Annotated in this window: 19 protein-coding genes; 10 read left to right on the forward strand and 9 right to left on the reverse strand. The window is 69.4% G+C overall.

Annotated elements, in window-relative coordinates:
* Positions 1 to 52 precede the first annotated feature (52 nt).
* Positions 53 to 946, forward strand: coding sequence for a class A beta-lactamase (bla, locus tag NQK81_RS05465; RefSeq protein ID WP_257487318.1), 894 nt, complete (start codon positions 53 to 55; stop codon positions 944 to 946).
* A 52-nt stretch (positions 947 to 998) separates the two neighbouring features.
* On the opposite strand, the gene NQK81_RS05470 is transcribed toward bla, so the two are convergent.
* From NQK81_RS05470 to NQK81_RS05480, 3 genes are all read right to left on the reverse strand, one after another.
* Positions 999 to 2,873 carry a Calx-beta domain-containing protein gene (locus NQK81_RS05470; protein WP_257487319.1) on the reverse strand — a complete coding sequence of 625 codons (1,875 nt, stop codon included), beginning with the start codon at positions 2,871 to 2,873 and terminating at the stop codon, positions 999 to 1,001.
* Positions 2,874 to 3,205: 332 nt separating this feature from the next.
* Entirely contained in the window at positions 3,206 to 3,748 is a 543-nt protein-coding gene (locus NQK81_RS05475) for a hypothetical protein (protein WP_257487320.1), read from the reverse strand.
* A gap of 103 nt (positions 3,749 to 3,851) precedes the next feature.
* Positions 3,852 to 4,328 (reverse strand): MarR family winged helix-turn-helix transcriptional regulator, encoded by a 477-nt coding sequence (locus NQK81_RS05480; RefSeq protein ID WP_257487321.1) that lies wholly within the window; start codon positions 4,326 to 4,328, stop codon positions 3,852 to 3,854.
* 92 nt (positions 4,329 to 4,420) lie between these two features.
* On the opposite strand from NQK81_RS05480, the gene NQK81_RS05485 reads away from it, so the two are divergent.
* The 4 genes from NQK81_RS05485 to NQK81_RS05500 all read left to right on the forward strand — a co-directional run bounded on the left by NQK81_RS05485 (position 4,421) and on the right by NQK81_RS05500 (position 6,297).
* Entirely contained in the window at positions 4,421 to 4,846 is a 426-nt protein-coding gene (locus NQK81_RS05485) for a Rid family hydrolase (RefSeq protein ID WP_257487322.1), read from the forward strand.
* Between the two features lie 75 nt (positions 4,847 to 4,921).
* Positions 4,922 to 5,317 carry an ATP-binding protein gene (locus tag NQK81_RS05490; RefSeq protein ID WP_126731312.1) on the forward strand — a complete coding sequence of 132 codons (396 nt, stop codon included), beginning with the start codon at positions 4,922 to 4,924 and terminating at the stop codon, positions 5,315 to 5,317.
* Between the two features lie 12 nt (positions 5,318 to 5,329).
* A complete protein-coding gene (locus tag NQK81_RS05495; RefSeq protein ID WP_257487323.1) occupies positions 5,330 to 5,989 on the forward strand; it encodes a S66 peptidase family protein in 660 nt (219 codons plus the stop codon).
* Between the two features lie 8 nt (positions 5,990 to 5,997).
* A complete protein-coding gene (locus NQK81_RS05500) occupies positions 5,998 to 6,297 on the forward strand; it encodes a S66 peptidase family protein (protein ID WP_257489697.1) in 300 nt (99 codons plus the stop codon).
* On the opposite strand, the gene NQK81_RS05505 is transcribed toward NQK81_RS05500, so the two are convergent.
* The 4 genes from NQK81_RS05505 to NQK81_RS05520 form a co-directional block, all read right to left on the reverse strand.
* Positions 6,239 to 7,009, reverse strand: a complete 771-nt coding sequence (locus NQK81_RS05505) for an alpha/beta fold hydrolase (protein WP_257487324.1) — start codon at positions 7,007 to 7,009, stop codon at positions 6,239 to 6,241. The two genes, NQK81_RS05500 and NQK81_RS05505, sit on opposite strands and share 59 nt — an antisense overlap.
* Positions 7,006 to 7,524, reverse strand: coding sequence for a PadR family transcriptional regulator (locus NQK81_RS05510; RefSeq protein WP_257487325.1), 519 nt, complete (start codon positions 7,522 to 7,524; stop codon positions 7,006 to 7,008). The genes NQK81_RS05505 and NQK81_RS05510 overlap by 4 nt, the downstream gene beginning before the upstream one ends.
* A gap of 96 nt (positions 7,525 to 7,620) precedes the next feature.
* Positions 7,621 to 8,370 (reverse strand): aminoglycoside adenylyltransferase domain-containing protein, encoded by a 750-nt coding sequence (locus NQK81_RS05515; RefSeq protein ID WP_257487326.1) that lies wholly within the window; start codon positions 8,368 to 8,370, stop codon positions 7,621 to 7,623.
* 17 nt (positions 8,371 to 8,387) lie between these two features.
* Positions 8,388 to 9,290, reverse strand: a complete 903-nt coding sequence (locus tag NQK81_RS05520; RefSeq protein ID WP_257487327.1) for an NmrA family NAD(P)-binding protein — start codon at positions 9,288 to 9,290, stop codon at positions 8,388 to 8,390.
* A gap of 97 nt (positions 9,291 to 9,387) precedes the next feature.
* Here NQK81_RS05520 and NQK81_RS05525 point away from each other — a divergent pair, with 97 nt between their 5' ends.
* Complete coding sequence (locus NQK81_RS05525; RefSeq protein ID WP_257487328.1) at positions 9,388 to 9,942, forward strand: TetR/AcrR family transcriptional regulator; 555 nt, start codon at positions 9,388 to 9,390, stop codon at positions 9,940 to 9,942.
* Positions 9,943 to 9,990: 48 nt separating this feature from the next.
* Here NQK81_RS05525 and NQK81_RS05530 read toward each other — a convergent pair whose 3' ends face one another.
* Positions 9,991 to 13,689 carry a CARDB domain-containing protein gene (locus NQK81_RS05530; protein ID WP_257487329.1) on the reverse strand — a complete coding sequence of 1,233 codons (3,699 nt, stop codon included), beginning with the start codon at positions 13,687 to 13,689 and terminating at the stop codon, positions 9,991 to 9,993.
* Between the two features lie 269 nt (positions 13,690 to 13,958).
* Between NQK81_RS05530 and NQK81_RS05535 the strand changes: the two genes are divergently transcribed.
* From NQK81_RS05535 to NQK81_RS05550, 4 genes are all read left to right on the forward strand, one after another.
* Positions 13,959 to 14,291 carry a hypothetical protein gene (locus NQK81_RS05535; RefSeq protein WP_257487330.1) on the forward strand — a complete coding sequence of 111 codons (333 nt, stop codon included), beginning with the start codon at positions 13,959 to 13,961 and terminating at the stop codon, positions 14,289 to 14,291.
* Between the two features lie 314 nt (positions 14,292 to 14,605).
* Positions 14,606 to 15,259 (forward strand): S1 family peptidase, encoded by a 654-nt coding sequence (locus tag NQK81_RS05540; protein WP_257487331.1) that lies wholly within the window; start codon positions 14,606 to 14,608, stop codon positions 15,257 to 15,259.
* A gap of 65 nt (positions 15,260 to 15,324) precedes the next feature.
* On the forward strand, positions 15,325 to 16,323 hold the full coding sequence (locus NQK81_RS05545; protein ID WP_257487332.1) for a LuxR C-terminal-related transcriptional regulator: 999 nt from the start codon (positions 15,325 to 15,327) through the stop codon (positions 16,321 to 16,323).
* 366 nt (positions 16,324 to 16,689) lie between these two features.
* Positions 16,690 to 16,821, forward strand: a complete 132-nt coding sequence (locus NQK81_RS05550) for a hypothetical protein (protein WP_257487333.1) — start codon at positions 16,690 to 16,692, stop codon at positions 16,819 to 16,821.
* On the opposite strand, the gene NQK81_RS05555 is transcribed toward NQK81_RS05550, so the two are convergent.
* On the reverse strand, positions 16,811 to 17,041 hold the full coding sequence (locus tag NQK81_RS05555; RefSeq protein WP_257487334.1) for a hypothetical protein: 231 nt from the start codon (positions 17,039 to 17,041) through the stop codon (positions 16,811 to 16,813). The genes NQK81_RS05550 and NQK81_RS05555 overlap by 11 nt on opposite strands.
* Positions 17,042 to 17,078: the final 37 nt, after the last annotated feature.

Raw genomic sequence — 17,078 nt, forward strand, 5'->3', positions numbered from 1 at the left:
AGGGGCCGTTCGTGTCTTGGACAGCATGAACGGTGCCGGACAGACTGCGTGCATGTCCGTCACTTCTCGCCGCTGGGCCGCCCTGCTGGCGCTCTCGGTCGCGTCACTCGCCGCGTGTTCCACACCCGCCCCAGCGCCCCCGCCGGCCGCCGCTACTCCGGTCGCGGCGACCGGGCGCGCCGACTTCGAACAGCTCGAACGCACCTATCGCGCCCGGCTCGGGGTGTACGCGGTGGACACCGCGACCGGTCGCGAGGTCGCCTTCCGCGCCGACGAGCGTTTCGCCTACGCCTCGACGCACAAGGTGTTCAGCGCCGGCGGTGTCCTGCGGCGGACACCGGTCGCCGAGCTGGACCGCACGGTGACCTACGAGCGTAAGGACCTGGTGGTGAACTCACCGGTCACGGAGAAACACGTGGCGACGGGGATGCCGCTGCGCGCCGTCATGGACGCGACCCTCCGGTACAGCGACAACACCGGCGGGAACCTGCTCTTCCGCGAACTCGGCGGCCCCGAAGGGCTCAATGCGGTGTTCCGCGGGATCGGCGACACCACTAGCCACGCCGACCGGATCGAACCCGAACTCAACGACACCTTCCCCGGGGACGCCCGGGACACCAGCACACCCCGTGCGCTCGCCGTGGGCCTGCGCGCCTTCGCGCTCGGCGACGCCCTCCCCGAGGACAAACGCAAGATCCTGGTCGACATGATGCGGGCCAGCACCACCGGCGACCAGAACATCCGCGCCGGGGTGCCCGGCTGGCCGGTCGCCGACAAGACCGGGACGGCGGCCTACGGCACGCGCAACGACATCGGGGTCGTGTGGCCGCCGAACCGGGCGCCGATCGTCATCTCGGTGCTGACCGACCGGTCCGAGAAGGACGCCAAGATCGACAACAAGCTCCTGGCGGACGCCACCGCGGCCGCGGTGAAGGCCCTTCCCTGAGCAGCCCGCCGGGACGGACGAGGTTCCGTCCGTCCCGGCGGGATTCACCGGCTCAGCGACGGCAGGGGTTGCCCGCCGGATGCGCCGAGGTTCCGTGCACGTCGGCCTGGGACTCCGCGAGCACGATCTTCGCGAGCGCGGTGTCCAGCGCGACGGCCTGCTGCTTCACCACGCCGTTCGCCACGGTCTGGCCGTTGAGCTTCAGCGAACCGATGACCAGCGGGATGGTCAGCGGCGTCGAGCCCACGGTGATCGACTCACCGTTGATCTTCAACGAGGCGACGTTCGAACTGCCCGCCAGCACCGGGGCGAGCCCGCCCGGAGACGGCTGACAGGTCGCGGTCGCCTGCGACTGGATCACACCGAGTTCGACGGTCAGCCCGAGCGTGCTGATCACCGTCTTGTCGATCTTGGCCGACGCCAGCGCGCGATCGCCCGCGGCCGGGGCCGCCGACTGGTCGTCCGGCGTGAGATCGGTCGACGCGGTCAGCACCTTGGTGTCGACCTTGATCAGGCCGGCGTTGAGCGTCGCGGCGGCGACGGTGCTGCTGTCGTCGGCACAAGGCAGGTTGGCCGGGTTCGCCCGCGCCGCGGTCACCCCGAGGACGTTCGCCGCGGTGCCGGTGCAGGAGAAGACGCCGTCACGGTCGTCGTCGACGATCGTGCCGACCCCGGTCGCGTCGATGAGACCGGCGCCCGACGGGGCCGAGAGGTTCACCGTGAACGTCTCGTTCGGCTCGTCGACGGTGTCCGGGTTGACCAGGACGGTCACCGGCCTGGTCGTCTGGCCCGGGGCGAACGTGACCGTCCCGCTCGTCGCCGTGTAGTCGGCGGGCGCGGACGCGGTGCCGTTGGCGGTCGCGTACTGGACGGTCACCGGATTCGGGCTGGGGCCGCCGAGCAGCGACACCGTGAACGTCGCTGGCACCTGCGCGCCGCCGGATCCCTCGCCGACGGTCACGTCGTCGATGCTCAGGCCGAGCACGCGCACGGTCGTGGTCTCGATGTATCCCCGCGAAGCCCCGTCGACCTGGTAGTCGACGACGCACTGGTAGGTGCCGGGAGCGGCACCGGCGGCGGCCGAGATCGTCTCGGTGAACGTGGCGACCCCGCCGCTGGCCACCGTGACACTGGCCGGGGCGTTGGTGACGGTGAGCTGCGGATCGCAGCTGGTCACCTTCGGGGTCACCGTGACCTCGATGGCCTTGATGCCGTCCAGGATGGCCTGGGAGACCTGACCGGCCGGGACGTTGTTCAGCAGCACCCCGCCCGTGGCCGAGGTGATGGCGGAGGCCTGGCCCGTGGCGTCGAGGGCACCGACGTTGACGGCGACCACGCGGATCTTCGCCGCCTGCAGCGCCGCGATGGTCTGGGCCAGGGTGTGCCCGCCGCTCGGGTCGTGCGACGGCGCGTCGCCGAACCACGCGATGATGCGGGTGCCGTCCGGCCGGAAGGCCACCGCGCCGGTGGCCAGCTGGTAGAGCGCGTTCAGGTTCGCCTCCGGCGTGTCCCCGCCGCCCGTGGCCACCCACTGGTCGATCCCCGCCTGCACGGCGGTCGTGTCCCCCGTGATGCCCTGATTGACCTTGAACGGCACCGAGTCGGTGAAGTCCTTGTACTCGGCGACACCGAACTGGGCGGTCGGCTGCGCGGCGAGGACGTCACCGGTGATGGCGCCGGCGTTCGTCCGCACGTTGCCGATCGGCCCGCCCATGCTGCCGGTGGTGTCCGCGAGCAGGACGAGATCGGGATTCGGCGGTACGGCAGAGGTCGTCACGTTCTTGGTCACGGTCGTGCTCTGCCCCGCGTTCAGGGTGAGATCGAGCGCGGCCGGATCCACTCCCGGCGGAGCCGCGGCGGCGACCGCGGTGGACGCGAGCATCGCCGAAACGGCGGCCAGGACGACGAGCGATGGTCTTCGTGACATGGACTTCCCTTTCGAGACCCGGCCGGAGCCGGAATTCCTGTGGGCTCGGTGAAGAAGACGGAATATTTCGTTTTTCGTTAGCGCGGGTGCCGGGCTTCACCCGGGTGCCCTGAGCTAAGGCGCCCAACGGGCTGTTACCGCGAATCCGGGCTACGCGGACAAGGTCCGCATTGCGCCGTCCAGCCGAAGGGACTTCGACACCTTTCACTCTTCAGCGTGAAGGGTGCCGAAGATTCAGGCGTTTCCGTGAACACCTCGGCGGACGGAAACCGGAATTCAACGGCGGATGATCACCGAATGTCGCAACGGTCGATACCTCGGCGAGACCTCGGTCAGTAGACGCATTGGATGATCGCGTCGTCCGAGCGGATGTACTTCGCCGGTCCGCCGTTGTTGCCGTAGATCGGCTGGAGATAGACGGTACCCACGCCGTTCAGATTGAGATTGGTCAGTGTGATGAGCTGATAACCCGCCCAGTCGTCGATCCACTTCACCGTGTGGGAGATTTTCCGCCAGCCGTTGGGGTCCCAGATCTCGAGGCCGATGTTCGCCCCGCCGCCGACCGGGTCGGCGTAAATCGCGGCGGCGCAATTCGATCGATTCGCCGGGAAACCGGCGAGCGATTTCGCGGTCCTCATCGCCGACCATCCGTTGTCGGCGAAGAGCCAGCCGTTGTTGTTGCCGGTCCGCGCCACTCCCATACCGATGTCGAACCAGGAATGCCCGTCACCGCCTTGGATCCCCCGCTCCCATACGCCATGGGGATTCGATTCGTAACCGTCGGACCATTGCACGATCCCGGCCTGCGCCGTTCCCGCGAGCCCCAGGAGCGCGATCGAAAACACCGACAGGACGGCGGATAGTTTCTTGAACACGAGAGTTCCCCCTCTTCGCGTGGACTGAACCCCGTCAGAGGACCAGAGTCCGGAACGCGGGCACAAGGTACCTTCGCGCACACGATCGACCGCCTCGAAGTACCTAGGCGAGGTCGGCGGGCCGCGTCCGCAGTTTGGCGGCGATCCGGGCCAGCGCCCGCTGATCCTCCGCGGTCAGCGGGTCGAGGACGAGCTCCCGCACCGAACGGACGTGCGTGGGCGCCGCCGCGGCGACCACGTCGTAACCGTCGTCGGTGAGCATGGCGAGTGTGTACCGGCCGTCGGCGGGATCCGGCATCCGCTTTACCCAGCCCCGCTGCTCGAAGCGTTTGACCACATTGGACAGACGGGAGAGCGAGCCGTTGGCGAGGTAGGCCAGCTCGCTCATCCGCAGCCGCCGTTCCGGGGCCTCCGAAATATGACTGAGGGTCAGGTACTCGAACAGCGTCAGCCCGGCGTCGTGCTGCAGCGGCGACTCGAGCCGCCCCGGCAGCAGGAGGACGAGGGAGACCAGCCCGGTCCAGGCCTCCTTTTCGGCAGGGTTCAGCCAGAGCGCTTCGTCGGGGTCCGGGGCGGCCATGGCGGAACCTTACCCAGAACCCGGCGACTTCACACGTGAAGTCAAATCGTGGTAGCTTGACTTCAAGCATGAAGTCAACGAGAGGATCCACCATGACCGAGCCGGAGTTCTTCGCCACGCCCGGATACGGCGACCGGCAGCTGAAGGTGATGCGCTACAGCCAGGCGGTGCGCGTCGGCGATCGCGTCGAGATCTCCGGGCAGGGCGGCTGGGACGACGACTTGAACTTCCCCGAATCGCTCGAGGACGAGATCGTCAAGGCCTTCGAGAACGTCGAGCGGACCCTCGCCACGGCGGGCGCCACCTGGCGCGACGTCATCGCCGTGAACTCGTACCACGTGCCGGAGACTCCAGGTTTCATCGGCGAGACCCACAACCGCGTGATGGTCGAGCAGTTCCGCGAGCACATGGGCGACCGCGCACCGATCTGGACCGAGACCGGCGTGCCTGCCCTCGGCGCGCCGAAGATGCGGGTCGAGATCAGGGTCACCGCGATCGCCGGCAGCTCCCGCGTGTGAATCCCGCGTTCCCTGGGTACTCCCTTACCGCGCCCATGCTCTTGGCCAAGCTGGGAAACCCGCTAAGGAGAACGCGTGGGTATCACGAGAACACGACAGGCTTACGAATTCCCCGCCGGCATCGCCCCGCCATTGGGGGAGATCCGTGCCTGGCTGCGAGAGCGGCTGAGCGAGGTCGGCCGCACCACCATCGCGGACACCGAGCTGCTGACCACGGAACTGGTCACCAACGCGCACGAACACGCGGACGGCGTCGCCGAGCTCAGGGTCTCCGTACCCTCGGGCCGGGACGTCGTCCGGGTCGAAGTCGACGACCATCGGCCGCGCCTGCGGCCGTACCGCGTGACGAAAGCGGATCCGACGAGCCCCCGCGGGCGAGGGATGGCACTGGTCGACGCGATCAGCGCCCGATGGGGTGTGATCGCCCGCGCGGGACGCAAAACGGTGTGGGCGGAGATCCCGGTGCTCTGACACGATCATCCGGTGACAGCCTCACGCGGCACCGTGGTCGCGCCGGCCCCAAGACCGGGTGATCACGTCCGCCTCGTCTCCCCCGCCAGCTTTCCCAGCCGCGAGCTGGTCGCCGAGACCGCGGCGGTCCTGGAAAGCTGGGGACTGGTCGTCGAAATCGGCACGCACGCGCTCGATCGCTGGGGCTACATGGCGGGCAGCGACGAAGACCGGCTGGCCGATCTCGACGACGCGTTCCGCGACCCGGCCATCCGCGCCGTGATCGCCACCCGCGGCGGCGCGGGCGCGTACCGCATCGCCGACGACCTCGATTTCGCCGCGATCCGCGCCGATCCCAAACCGATGGTCGGCTTCAGCGACATCACCGCCCTCCATCTCGCGCTCTGGCGGCACTGCGGGCTGGCGGGGATCCACGGTTTCCTGGCGGGTCCCCGTTCCGCGGCCGCTACCCGGCGGCTGCTGATGGACGGCGAACCCGCCGTCCTCCACCGCGACCCGCGGGCCATGACCGTCGAGGCCGAAGTGCCCGGCACCGCCACCGGCCACCTCGTCGGCGGCAACCTGGGCACCGTCGCCCACGCGATCGGCGCGGGCCTGCCGTCGCTGGCGGGCACCATCCTTTTCCTCGAAGCCGAACGGACGATCGGCCTGGGCAGATCGACCGCCAGCTGACCCAGCTGATCCGATCCGGCGCGCTCGACGGCGTACGAGGGGTCGCGCTCGGCCGGTTCCCCGGTTTCGAGGACTACACCGATCGCGGCTGGACCCTCGTCGACGTCTTCAAGGACCGCCTGGGCTCACTGGGCGTTCCGGTACTCGGCGGCATCGACGTCGGGCACGGCGCGGACCCGCTTTCCCTTCCACTGGGACCGCTCGCCGTACTGGACACGGCCGCGGGCACGCTCAGCGTCGAACCGGCGGTCAGCTCACGAGACGCGGATCCACGGTTCCCCCGAGCCAAGCGCGAAGAACGCCGTTGAACAGTTCCGGGTCCTCCACGTTCCAGATGTGGTGCATCCCCAGCGCGAACCGTGACCGCGTCTGCGGCGCGGCCCGCGCGATTTCCGAGAGCGAGCGTCGCACCGCCGAGGAATCCTTCTCCCCCGCTATCGCGAGCAGCGGCCCGGTATAGCGACGCAAGTCCGCGGGCACCCCGCCCGCGCATACATCGGCGGCCATCGCGGCCGCGGTTTCGCGGCGCACCGAGAGACCGTGCTCGATATACCGGGCACGGCTGTCCCCGGGGAGCCCGAAGACAGCCGCCTGGGCGCGCCAGTACCAGCGGGCTCGCGAGAACGCCGCTTGCAGCGCGCAGTACAAGCGCATCCCGGCACCGGCGGGCGTGAGCGGCGCGCTGGTCAGGAAAGCCGAACTCACCCGGTCCGGGTGCCGCGCCAGCACGCGCAGCGCCGTGAGCGCTCCAAGGGAAAGCCCGACGAGGTCGAACGGACCGTCGACACCGTGTCCGGTCACTCTCGCGACGACGTCGTCCGCCACCGCGTCCAGCCCCGGCCAGTCCTCGCCGACCCGTTCGCCGAATCCCGGCAGATCCGGCGTGAGCACCGTCCGATCGTCGAACGCGGACAGTTGCGGCTCCCACATCCAGTTCGCGACGTTGCCGCCGTGCAGCAGTACCACCGGCCGCTCCGTCGTGGCCGTCCCGGCGGAATGCACTTCGGGGAACGTGTTCACGCGAGCTCCTTCTCGACCGCGTCGAGCCAGTCCAGTTCGACGCGCAGGTTCGCGATTCCGTAGTCCAGTGTGGACAGTCGCAGCCTGGCCGCCCGGTCGGGCGCGCCGGCCTCCGCCCGCGTCCGTTCGAACCGCTCCAGCCGCGCCCGGGTCGCGTCGCGACGGGCCGCCAGGAGGGAGCGGAAGGCGTCGTCGTCGAGATCCGCGCCGAAGAACACCCGCGCGAGGAACGGGTCGCGTTCGACATGCCGCTCGGGCTCGCTCGCCAGCCACTCGGCGAGCGCCGCCCGCCCCGCGGCGGTGATGCGGTGCTCCTGCCGGTCCGGCGCCCCGGAGCCGGCCACCTTCTCGACCTCCGCGAGCCCGTCCGCGACGAGCCGGGCGAGGGTGCGATAGATCTGCGCCTTGTCCGCCGCCCAGAAATGCCCGACGGTCGACTCGAAATGGCGTTTGAGGTCGTAGCCGGTCATGGGCGCGAGGGCGAGCAACCCCAGGATGAGGCGGGAGAGAACCATGCCACTAGTAGACTAGTCACCTATAGGACTTGTCAACTAGGGAGCTACTTCACCTGGACCTGCCCGACCGGATCGGACCCGGCCGCCAGCGCCTTGTCAATCACCCCTCGCCCGGTCCGCGAGAGCGCCCGCGAGCGAGGCCACCTCGGCCGAAAGTCCGGCCCAGTCGTCGGAAGCCGTACCGAGGTAGCCCGCTCGCGCACGGTCGAGCAGCGCACGTCCGTCACCGTCGAGCGTCGGCGCCACGGCCGCCGCCGCGACGTCCTTCGAGACGATCGCGCCCGTCTCGACCGTCACGACGATGCGCGCGAGGGTGAGCAGGACATTGCGTTCGTCGCCTTCGATCTCGGAGAGCAGACCGGGGACGACGCCGAGCGCCGCGTCGCGGAGCAAGCCCCGCGGCACCGGATCGAGGAGATCGGTGAGCGCGGGGCCGCGCAGGACGCGATGCGCCGCATGGGCGGTGGCCGCGAGGATCACGACGTCGAGATCCTCCGCGGGCCGGGGAAGTCCACCTTGGACGAAGTCTTCCCGCAGCCATTCCCCGTACTGGAAATCCCGGCGCGACGGCCTGTCCCCGGCCACGACGCCGGTCAACTCGATCGGACGGCGGCCCGCCGCGCCGGGGAATCGGGCGGCGTGGCCACGCCATCCCGAAACCCGCAACAGCAGGGACACCAGCGCGGCGCGTTCCGATTCGCCGAGCGAGCGGCGGGTGACCAGCAGCAGATCGACGTCGCTGTCCGGTTTGAGTCCGCCCGCCACGGCGGAGCCGTAGAGATACAACCCGAGGACACCGCCCGGATCCTCGCGGTCGAGATGGTCCAGCAGAGGCTCGATGCGCATGCCTCGACGATCACGTACTACGCAAGGGATTTTCGCGCCCACTCGGCGAATCCGGTGAGCGGGAGACCCAGTTCGCGGGCGAATTCCGGACGCCCCGGCTGGCCGACCACGTTCAGCCACTCGTGCGAGGCACCCATCGGCGGCATCCCGGCGGCGACCGCCTGCTCGACGGTCATCTCCGGCGCCGTCAGCGGGGTGCCCAGCACACCGGACAGGACTTCGGCGATCTCCGCCATGGTCAGGAAGTCGCTCGCCAGCTCCAGTTCGATCCCGGCGAACCGCTCCGGTTCGGCGATGGCCGCGGCGGCCGCGGTGCCGATGTCGTCGACGGCCGCCAGCGACAGCGACGTCGACGGCTTGATGACGCTCACCAGACCGCCGTCCACCCCGCGCGGGAACAGGAACTTCATGTCGGGCAGGAAGTTCTCCATGAAGAAGCCCGGCTTGAGCAGTGTCCACTGGGGAAAGCCGGCTTCGCGAAGACGGTCCTGGATCGCGGCCTTGGCACCCAGCGTGGGCTCCATCGACGTCCAGCGACCTTCGGCCCAGCCGTCCGCCTCGACGTGCTGACCGGCACCCGAAACGGAGGTGTGCACGAACTGTGGCACCCCGGCCGCCTTCGCGCCCTCGATGAGGTTGACGCCTTGGGTCACCTCGCCGTCGAAGTCGAAACCTTCGGCACTGATGCCCGGCATCTGTACCGAGAAGACGGCGCGCGCCCCCTTGGCCGCGCGGATCACGGAATCGACGTCGTGGAGATCGCCGACGACGAGTTCGGCGCCGAGCGCTTCGACGGCTTTCGCCCTGGCCGGGTCGCGCACCAGCGCGCGGACGGGAACACCGGCCGCGAGCAGGGCCCTGGCGGTCGCACCGCCCTGCCTGCCGGTGGCGCCGGTGACCAAAACGGGTGCTGGGGACATGGGGACTCCTTCGGTCAACTAAGTGGCGGGGCCCGCCACTTATCGTCCGCTACGATATGGCGGGGCCCGCCACTTACGCAAACTCCGAGGTGAAGACATGTCCGACGGCCGGCGCGCCGACGCACGGCGCAATTACGCGCGCATCCTCGCGGTCGCCGAGGAGGAGGTCGCCGCCCACGGCTCCGGCGCCTCCCTGGAGCAGATCGCGCGGACCGCCAACGTCGGCTCGGCGACCGTCCGGCGCCACTTCCCCACCCGCCGGGCGCTGCTGGAGGCGGTCTCCGCGAGCCGGATCGCGGCGTTGTGCGCCCGCGCCGCCGAGCTGACCGGCGAGGACGACAGCCGGACGGCGCTCCTGACGTGGCTCGACGAGGTCGTCACCTACTGCGTCTCCGCCCGCGGCCTGGCCGCCGCGCTCGCCTACGACGGCCCCACGCACGAGAACTCGTGCTCCGCCGCCATCGAGGAAGCCGGGGATCCGCTCCTGCGGCAGGCCGCGCGGGACGGTGTGGTGGCGCCGGAGGTCACCGTCGCCGATCTCATCACGCTGATCGTCGGCATCGTCCTGGCCACCGAGCAGCACCCGGATCCCGCCGCACAGGCCGGCCGCCTGTTCCGGCTGGCCGTGGCGGGAGTGGCCGCCCGGACGTGAAAGGGGCCGGAACGGTCTCCCGCTCCGGCCCCCGCAACACCTTTCGGACTACCGCGTACCGCGACGGCCCGACGAGACCACCGCCGGCACGGGACCGCCGTTGATCACGAACTGCGACCCCGGCTCACGGACGACGTCACCGTTCGCGGAGTTCGTGATCGTCACGTTCGTCAAGGTCGCGCTGCCACGGGCGCCGCTCATCGCGAGGATGCCCGCACCGTTGTTCGACTTGTCGATCTTGACGTTCGTGAGGGCCACGGTCACGACGCCGCCGCCCGTCTTGAACTGGACACCGTCGTAGGTCGAATCGTGGATCTCCGTGTCCCGCAGCACGACCCCGGGGATGTCCTTGCCCTGCGCGAAGAACGTGATCGCGCCGAACTCCTGCTGCTCGCCCCAGAACACGCCGCCGCAGCGGTACAGGGCGTTGTTCGCGATGAGCGTCTCCCCGGAGAACGGCAGCGGATCGTGATCCGTCGCCAGCATGATGCCCGGGTAGTTCATCGTGTCGTGGACGATGTTGTTCTCGATCTTGTTTCCGTAGCCGCCGTAGATCGCGATCCCGTTGGCCCGCCACGGGAGCTGGATCGTGTTGTTGGCGAACACGTTGTCGTGCGCGATGTCCTGCGACGGATCCTTCACGTACTGGTTCGCCCACACCGCGAGCGAATCGTCACCGGTGGTGCGGAACGACGAGTTGAACACCTTCGAGTTCCGGGTGCCGTTGGTGAAGTTGATGCCGTCGGCGTAGGTGTTCCGGATCCGCATCCCGCTGAACTCCAGGCCGTCACCCGGGCCCCAGAGCGCCGGGACGTTGCTGTAGTCCCGGCCGACCCACGCGCCGACGTTGGCGTGCTCGATCCACACGTTGGTGATCTTCGTGCCGGTGCCGAAGCGGCCGTTGAGGCCGACGCCGCCTTCCGCGCCGCCGTCACCGCCGCGGATCCGGCCGGAGCCGAAGATGGCGATGTCGGAGATCTGCGTGTTCTTGTCGATGTCGAACCCGAAGTTTCCCTCGTGCGGGTGGTTGATGCCGCCCGCGTTCTGCGGCTCGATCTGCGAGTACAGCTGCGAATGCCACATACCGGCGCCGCGGATCGTCACGTTGGAGATGCCGACCTGGTTGTACTGGCCGCCGCCGTTGGGCACGTTCGGGTCGTCGGTCAGGATCTTCTTCTCCTGCCGCCACTGCCCCGCCGGGATCCAGACACAGGGGATCACGCCGTTCTGGTCGTCGGTGACCGCGCGCTGGATCGCCGCCGAATCGTCGTTCCCGTCGTTCGGCACGGCGCCGTACTCCGTGATCGACACGCAGTTCGCGGGCTTCGCCGACGCCGGGGCGACCTCCTCCAGATCGATGAGGTCGACGATGTAGAACGCCGCGTTGTCACCGCTGTCCCGCTGCAGCTTGAACTTCGTGCCCGGCGGGTACGACCGGGACAGCAGCGCGTGCGACTCGTCGAACAGCCGTCGCGCGTTGGCCTGCGGGGTGTTGGTCAGGCCTTCGGGATCGTCGGTGCTGCCGTAGAGCCAGCTGTGCTTGGACGACAATGTCAGCTTCTGCGCGAAGGTCCCGTTGACGTACAGGCTGAGCGTCGCGTCCTGACCGCCACCGCCGGGGGCGTCGGGGATGGAGTTGCGCACGACGATCGAGTTCGCCTGGTTCGCCGACGTGAACTCCACGTACTGCCCCTGATTCGCCAGCCGCACGGATTTGCGGCCCGAGGATTCGGTCGCGAAGTTCGTGTGGCCGAAGGTGCGAAGCGGGTCCGTTTCCAGCAGTTGTCCTTGGTACTGCGCGGCTTCCGCCTCGTATTCGACGTACGGGACCGCCGCGCCGCGGCCCACGACTATCGCCCGCGAGAGGCTGTTGTTGGACTCGTTGGTCTCCGTGACCGCGCCGTCCGCGTCGGCCGTCGCGGTCAAGGTCGCGCCACCGTCGGCGGCGGTCCACGTGCCCGAGATCGCGACGTTCGCGGTCGCGCCCGGTTCGATCGCACCGGTGGTGCCGGTCAGCGTGGTGCCGCCGACGGCCAGCCGCGTCACCGAAGTGCCCGCGGCGCTCGTGCCCCGGTTGCGCACCGCGACGGTGAAGGACACCGCCGAACCGGCGGCCGGATTGGGCGGGTTCGAGGTGATGCCGGTGACCTCGAGGTCGGGTCCCGGCGCCTGCGCGACGACCAGCGATGTCGGCGAGGTGTAGGTGTTGTTGGTTTCGTCCTGTTCGGCCACCGTGCCCGCCGGGTCGGCGGTGGCGGCCACGGTGTAGGTCCCCTGTGGACGCGTTCCCGCGTCGACGGTCACCGTGGCGGACTCGCCGGCGGCGAGCGCCCGGACCGCCGCGTCACCGACGACGGTGCCGCCGAGGCTGACGTTCACGGTGGAGGCGGCCGCGTTCGCGGTCCCGCCGTTCTTCACCGTCGCCGACACGGCGAGCCTGCTGGTCTCCGTCGGGTTCGACGGCGTCCAGGTGGTGCCGGTGACGACGAGGTCCGGGTTCGGCGCGGGCGTGCCGATCACCTGGAATTCCGCGACCTGGCCACCGGGGGCACCGGAGTTGGCGAAGAACTGCAGGCGCACCTCCGACGCGCGGCCGCTGACCGGGATGACGACCGAGTTCTGGTTGCCGGCCGGGTCGAAGCGGTGGTCGGCTCGCGCCGACAGCGCGGTGAACGCGGTGGAACCCTGCGGACGACCGAGGACCTCGAAGTTCTGTGTCCGCGGGCCCCAGATCGAGTCCGGGTTGAGCTTCACCACGACCGAGTCGACGTCCGCGTCGACGCCGAGCTTCACCGTCAGCGCGTTCGGGTATCCCGCGGCGGATTCCCAGTACGTGGCGGTGTTGTTGTCGTTGGCGTTCGCCGCGACGAACGAATGGACGGTCGACGTCGCCTCGATCGGTTTGCCCGCCGCCAGGTTCGCGCCCGCGCTCGTGCCGGAGCGCACGACGTGGTTGCTGTCGCCGGATTCGTTGCCCGCCGCGTCCTTGGCGCGCACGAAGTACTCGACCCGTGCCCCCGTGGGCCTGGCTTCGGTGAACGTGGTGCCGGTGATCGTGGTGACCGGCGTCCCGTCGCGATAGACGGTGTAGCCGGAGACGCCGACGTTGTCCGCCGAGGGCGACCAGGTCAGCCGGATCTGACCGGCGGCGGGCTCGGTCAGCGCGAGATTCGACGGCGCGCTCGGCGCCTGCGTGTCGCCGGTGTCCGGCCCGTACAGCTCGAATTCCGAGAGCTGCGCAGCGGGCCACCGCGAGTTCGCGGTGACCTGCAGCCGCACGTACCGGGCCGACGACGTCATCGGGATGGTGACGGTGTTGGTGCCGGGAGCGAACGCGTAGCCGGCCGGCGCGGCGAGGTCGGTGAACGCCGTGCCGTCGGTGCTTCCGCGCACCGCCAGCGTCTGGGTGCGGGATTCCCAGCCCGCGGGCAGTTTCAGCACGATCCGCGAGAGGGTTTTCGCCACGCCGAGGTCGGCCTGGATCCACTGCGGGAACGCGTTGTTGGCGGATTCCCAGTAGCTCTCCTGGTTTCCGTCGACGGCGTTCGCGACGGGATAACCGGGCAGCGCGCTGCTCGCCGACACCGTGCGCGTCAACGGCACTTCGGCGAGCGCGGCCGGAACGGGGGTGGCGACGACGGGATCGGGTGGTGGCCCGCTCGCGGCGGAGGCGAGGGAGAGCCCGGCGACGGAAAGCCCCGTGACCAGGAGACCGGCGATGAGCCGGGACAGGCGCATACGTGTCATGGCGTCTTCTCTTCTTTGAGACGGCGGGGAGGAGCCAGAGCCGTACGAGCATGCAACAACTCGGAGACAAAATGCAAGAAGTAGACATGATTCAGAAATTTTGCGACTGTCCACCCGGGCAGCTCTCACGCGACCACTGATCGAGCACACCGCTTACGCGCGTTCTCCAAGACTTGGCTTCTTTTGTTCCCTGGCAGATCACGTATTCCGAAGATCCGGTGTACAGCTGTACACTGAGCGCAGGCTAGCCGCGTGGAGGTCGATCCCTGATGGACGTGACGAAAACCCTGAGGTCCGCGCTCACCGGGACGGCGAACGAGTCCAGGTGCGCGGTCCGGGAGCTGCGACGCGAGACCGAAGACCTCGTGGCGCGCCGCGCGGGCCGGACGGCGAACCGGCTGACCGAACTGGGCGAGCGGCTCGCCGATCTGGTGCTGGTCTCCGGCGGCAGGCTCGCAGGCCTCGCCGAGCGCCACAGCGTGCCCGCGGGCGAAGGAGTGCGCCGGGAGGCGGGCCGGATCGGCGAATCGGTCGAGCGCTTGTCCGTCACGCTGTCGGAGCGGACGATCCTGCTCGCCGAGGAACTGCTACGTCACCGATGACCGCGAAGTAGCTCGTGGTACGTGAAGGCCCCCTTCATTGCGTCTAGCGCAGTGAAGGGGGCCTTCACGTACTTCAAGGATCAGCAGGCCACGAAGCCCCCGTGACCCATCGGTGCCATCGGCACTCACGTGCCGGAAGCGCTGGTCCGGTTCCCGTCTTTAGTCGCTATCAACCGCCGTATCCGCCTGCCTAGCATGGGAAAACCGAGATCGGATCCGGCCGGGCGATCCCCGGTGATCCGCCGCGGCCGTGAACGGGTGAACCTGCCGATTCCCCATTCCTTTCCCCGATTCCCCTGCATTGGAAGGCATCCATGCGCATCCGAGGTCTTCTCACCGCTCTGCTGTGCGCCGCCGGCCTCACGACGGTCGCCCCCGCCGCCACCGCGGCCCCCATCATCGACGGCGAATACGCCCGGTCCGGCCCGTGGGCGGCCATGATCGAGCAGAACGGGCAGCAGTGGTGCTCCGGTTCGATCATCAGCGCCCGCTGGGTGCTCACGGCCGAGCACTGCGTCGACGAACCCGGCGCCGACTACTCCGTCCGGGTGGGCGACGTCGATCACCGGGCCGGGACGTACGCCGTGGTGACCGCCATCCACACCCCCTCCAGCGGCGCCGACATCGCGCTGCTGAGGCTCGACCGTTCGGTGAGCACGACGTACGCGTCCCTCGGGACTTCCGTCGCCGTCGGCGACACGGAACACGTTTACGGCTGGGGCTACAACGAAGACGGCGACCTGCAGCGTTATCTCAAGGTCGCCAGGATGACGGTGAGCAGTGTCGCGAATGGACTGATCAAGGCCCGGCGGGGCGACGGGCTGACCAACGGCGGTGACTCCGGCGGTCCGGTCTTCGTCGGTGGCAAGCAGGTCGGCGTGCACATCGCCGGCAACAAGGTGGACACTTCGACGCACACCAGCATCTCGGCGAACCGCACCTGGATCCGCGACACCTCGGGCATCTAGGTTCGGCCGATCGGTCCGGGAGCGGCGGCCCCACTGCTCCCGGTCCGCTGAGAGGCAGGTGGAAAGTGACACCGACGGCTTCCCCGGACGGGCTCGGCGCGCAGCTGACCAGGCTGGGCATCGGCGAGACCGCCGCCCGGATCTACCGGCGGATGCTCGAAAACGCGCCCGTCACCGCCGCGGAGCTCGCCTGGCGGGAGGGCGACGCGGAGACCGTCCAGCTGGCACTGAAGGAGCTGGCGGACGCGGGGCTCGCGGTGCCGTCCGGAGTGGACGGGTCCGAATACCTCCCCGCGAACCCCAGCGAAGCGCTCACCGCGCTGACCACGCGACGGCAGGCCGAACTGCACGACGCGCGGCTCGCGGTCCAGACCGCGTACCGCGCCTTCCGGCGCGCGCATTCGGGGATGCCGGACGCGCAGGACCTGCTCGAAGTGGTCACCGGCGACGCCATCATCCCCCGGCTCCAGCATCTCGCGACCACGGTGCGGCATCAGGTGCGCCGTCTCGACTCCCCGCCCTACTTCACCGGCGGACGCCGGAATCTCCTGGAGGAGGAGCAACTACGGCGCGGGATCACCTACCGGTGTGTCTACAGTGGAGCGTCGCTCGGCGATCCCGGCTACCTCGCCGCGAACATCCTGCCGTGCCTGCGGGCCGGCGAACAGGCCCGCCTGCTGCCCGAGCTCCCGGTGAAACTGACGTTGTTCGACGACCGTGCGGCGACCATCGCGCTGACCATCCGCGAGGCGGATCGCAACCAGTCCATCGTCATCGTGCGTCCCTGCAGCCTTTTCTCGGCACTGGAGGGACTGTTCGAAACCTCCTGGGCGGCGGCGCTTCCGCTCGACCGGCAGGCACGGGCGTCGGAGCAGCCGATCCGGCCGGTCGAACGGGAACTGCTGCTCCTGCTCGCCGCCGGGCGCAAGGACGACGAGATCGCCGCCGAACTCGGCGTCAGCAGGCGCACCCTGTTCCGGTATCTGGAAAACCTGATGGATCGCGCGGGCGTGTCGAGCCGGTTCCAGCTGGGAGTCTTCGCCGCGCACAACGACTGGTTCTGAGCTCCCCGTATTTCGTCCTCTGAATGCGGTCGCTGGCGATGCGAACGACCGCATCCAGAGGACGAAACGCGGACCCATCGCGCTCTGCCGGCCTTCACGGGCTTCCGCCAGTCGAACGTGTCGCGAAAGCCACTTTCGCGACGTCTGATGTCCCGAAAGTGGCTTTCGCGACACGGGCGCCAGCGGCCGGGGTCGGTGCGGGTGGTCGCGCACAACGACTGGTTCTGAGCTCCCCGCATGTCGTCCTTTGAATGCGGTCGAACGACAGCATCCAGAGGACGAAACGCGGGCTCACCCGGACGGGGTCACCCGGGTAGCGGCGAAGGCGCCGACAGCGGATGGTGGGCTGGGAAGGAGGGCGGAATCATGGGGAATCACCGACACCACACCGGCACCGCGTCGCTCCGGATCGCCACCGCCGGCCTGCGGGTGGTCGCGGTCGTCGTCGCGGTCGCGGCCTGTGCCTGGCTCGCGCTCTGGCTCGCGTTCACCCTCTGAGTCCCGCCGGTCCCGGCTGGGCTTCCGGCGGGCCCTCGGGCTCCGGGATCGGGCGGTCCGGCCCCGGATCGGGGACCCGTTCGGGCACTCCGGGATCCGGAACCGGCTCCGGCTTGCCCGGGTCCGGCACCGGTTCGGGAACGCCGGGGTCGGGAACGCCGGGGTCCGGCGGCATGGGGTTGGGCGGCGCCGGAGGCGCGGTCATTCGAATACTCGTCATCGCACTACCTCCTGCCCACGCCACTACCCGGTCCGCC

The sequence above is a fragment of the Amycolatopsis roodepoortensis genome, assembly GCF_024628825.1.
GTDB lineage: Bacteria > Actinomycetota > Actinomycetes > Mycobacteriales > Pseudonocardiaceae > Amycolatopsis > Amycolatopsis roodepoortensis.

Bases quoted from the DNA above. Each gene is read 5' to 3' on its own strand.
- bla (WP_257487318.1), top strand. From the start codon at position 53: ATGTCCGTCACTTCTCGCCGCTGGGCCGCCCTGCTGGCGCTCTCGGTC.
- NQK81_RS05470 (WP_257487319.1), bottom strand. From the start codon at position 2,873: ATGTCACGAAGACCATCGCTCGTCGTCCTGGCCGCCGTTTCGGCGATG.
- NQK81_RS05480 (WP_257487321.1), bottom strand. From the start codon at position 4,328: ATGGCCGCCCCGGACCCCGACGAAGCGCTCTGGCTGAACCCTGCCGAA.
- NQK81_RS05485 (WP_257487322.1), top strand. From the start codon at position 4,421: ATGACCGAGCCGGAGTTCTTCGCCACGCCCGGATACGGCGACCGGCAG.
- NQK81_RS05510 (WP_257487325.1), bottom strand. From the start codon at position 7,524: ATGGTTCTCTCCCGCCTCATCCTGGGGTTGCTCGCCCTCGCGCCCATG.
- NQK81_RS05515 (WP_257487326.1), bottom strand. From the start codon at position 8,370: ATGCGCATCGAGCCTCTGCTGGACCATCTCGACCGCGAGGATCCGGGC.
- NQK81_RS05520 (WP_257487327.1), bottom strand. From the start codon at position 9,290: ATGTCCCCAGCACCCGTTTTGGTCACCGGCGCCACCGGCAGGCAGGGC.
- NQK81_RS05525 (WP_257487328.1), top strand. From the start codon at position 9,388: ATGTCCGACGGCCGGCGCGCCGACGCACGGCGCAATTACGCGCGCATC.
- NQK81_RS05530 (WP_257487329.1), bottom strand. From the start codon at position 13,689: ATGACACGTATGCGCCTGTCCCGGCTCATCGCCGGTCTCCTGGTCACG.
- NQK81_RS05535 (WP_257487330.1), top strand. From the start codon at position 13,959: ATGGACGTGACGAAAACCCTGAGGTCCGCGCTCACCGGGACGGCGAAC.
- NQK81_RS05540 (WP_257487331.1), top strand. From the start codon at position 14,606: ATGCGCATCCGAGGTCTTCTCACCGCTCTGCTGTGCGCCGCCGGCCTC.
- NQK81_RS05550 (WP_257487333.1), top strand. From the start codon at position 16,690: ATGGGGAATCACCGACACCACACCGGCACCGCGTCGCTCCGGATCGCC.
- NQK81_RS05555 (WP_257487334.1), bottom strand. From the start codon at position 17,041: ATGACGAGTATTCGAATGACCGCGCCTCCGGCGCCGCCCAACCCCATG.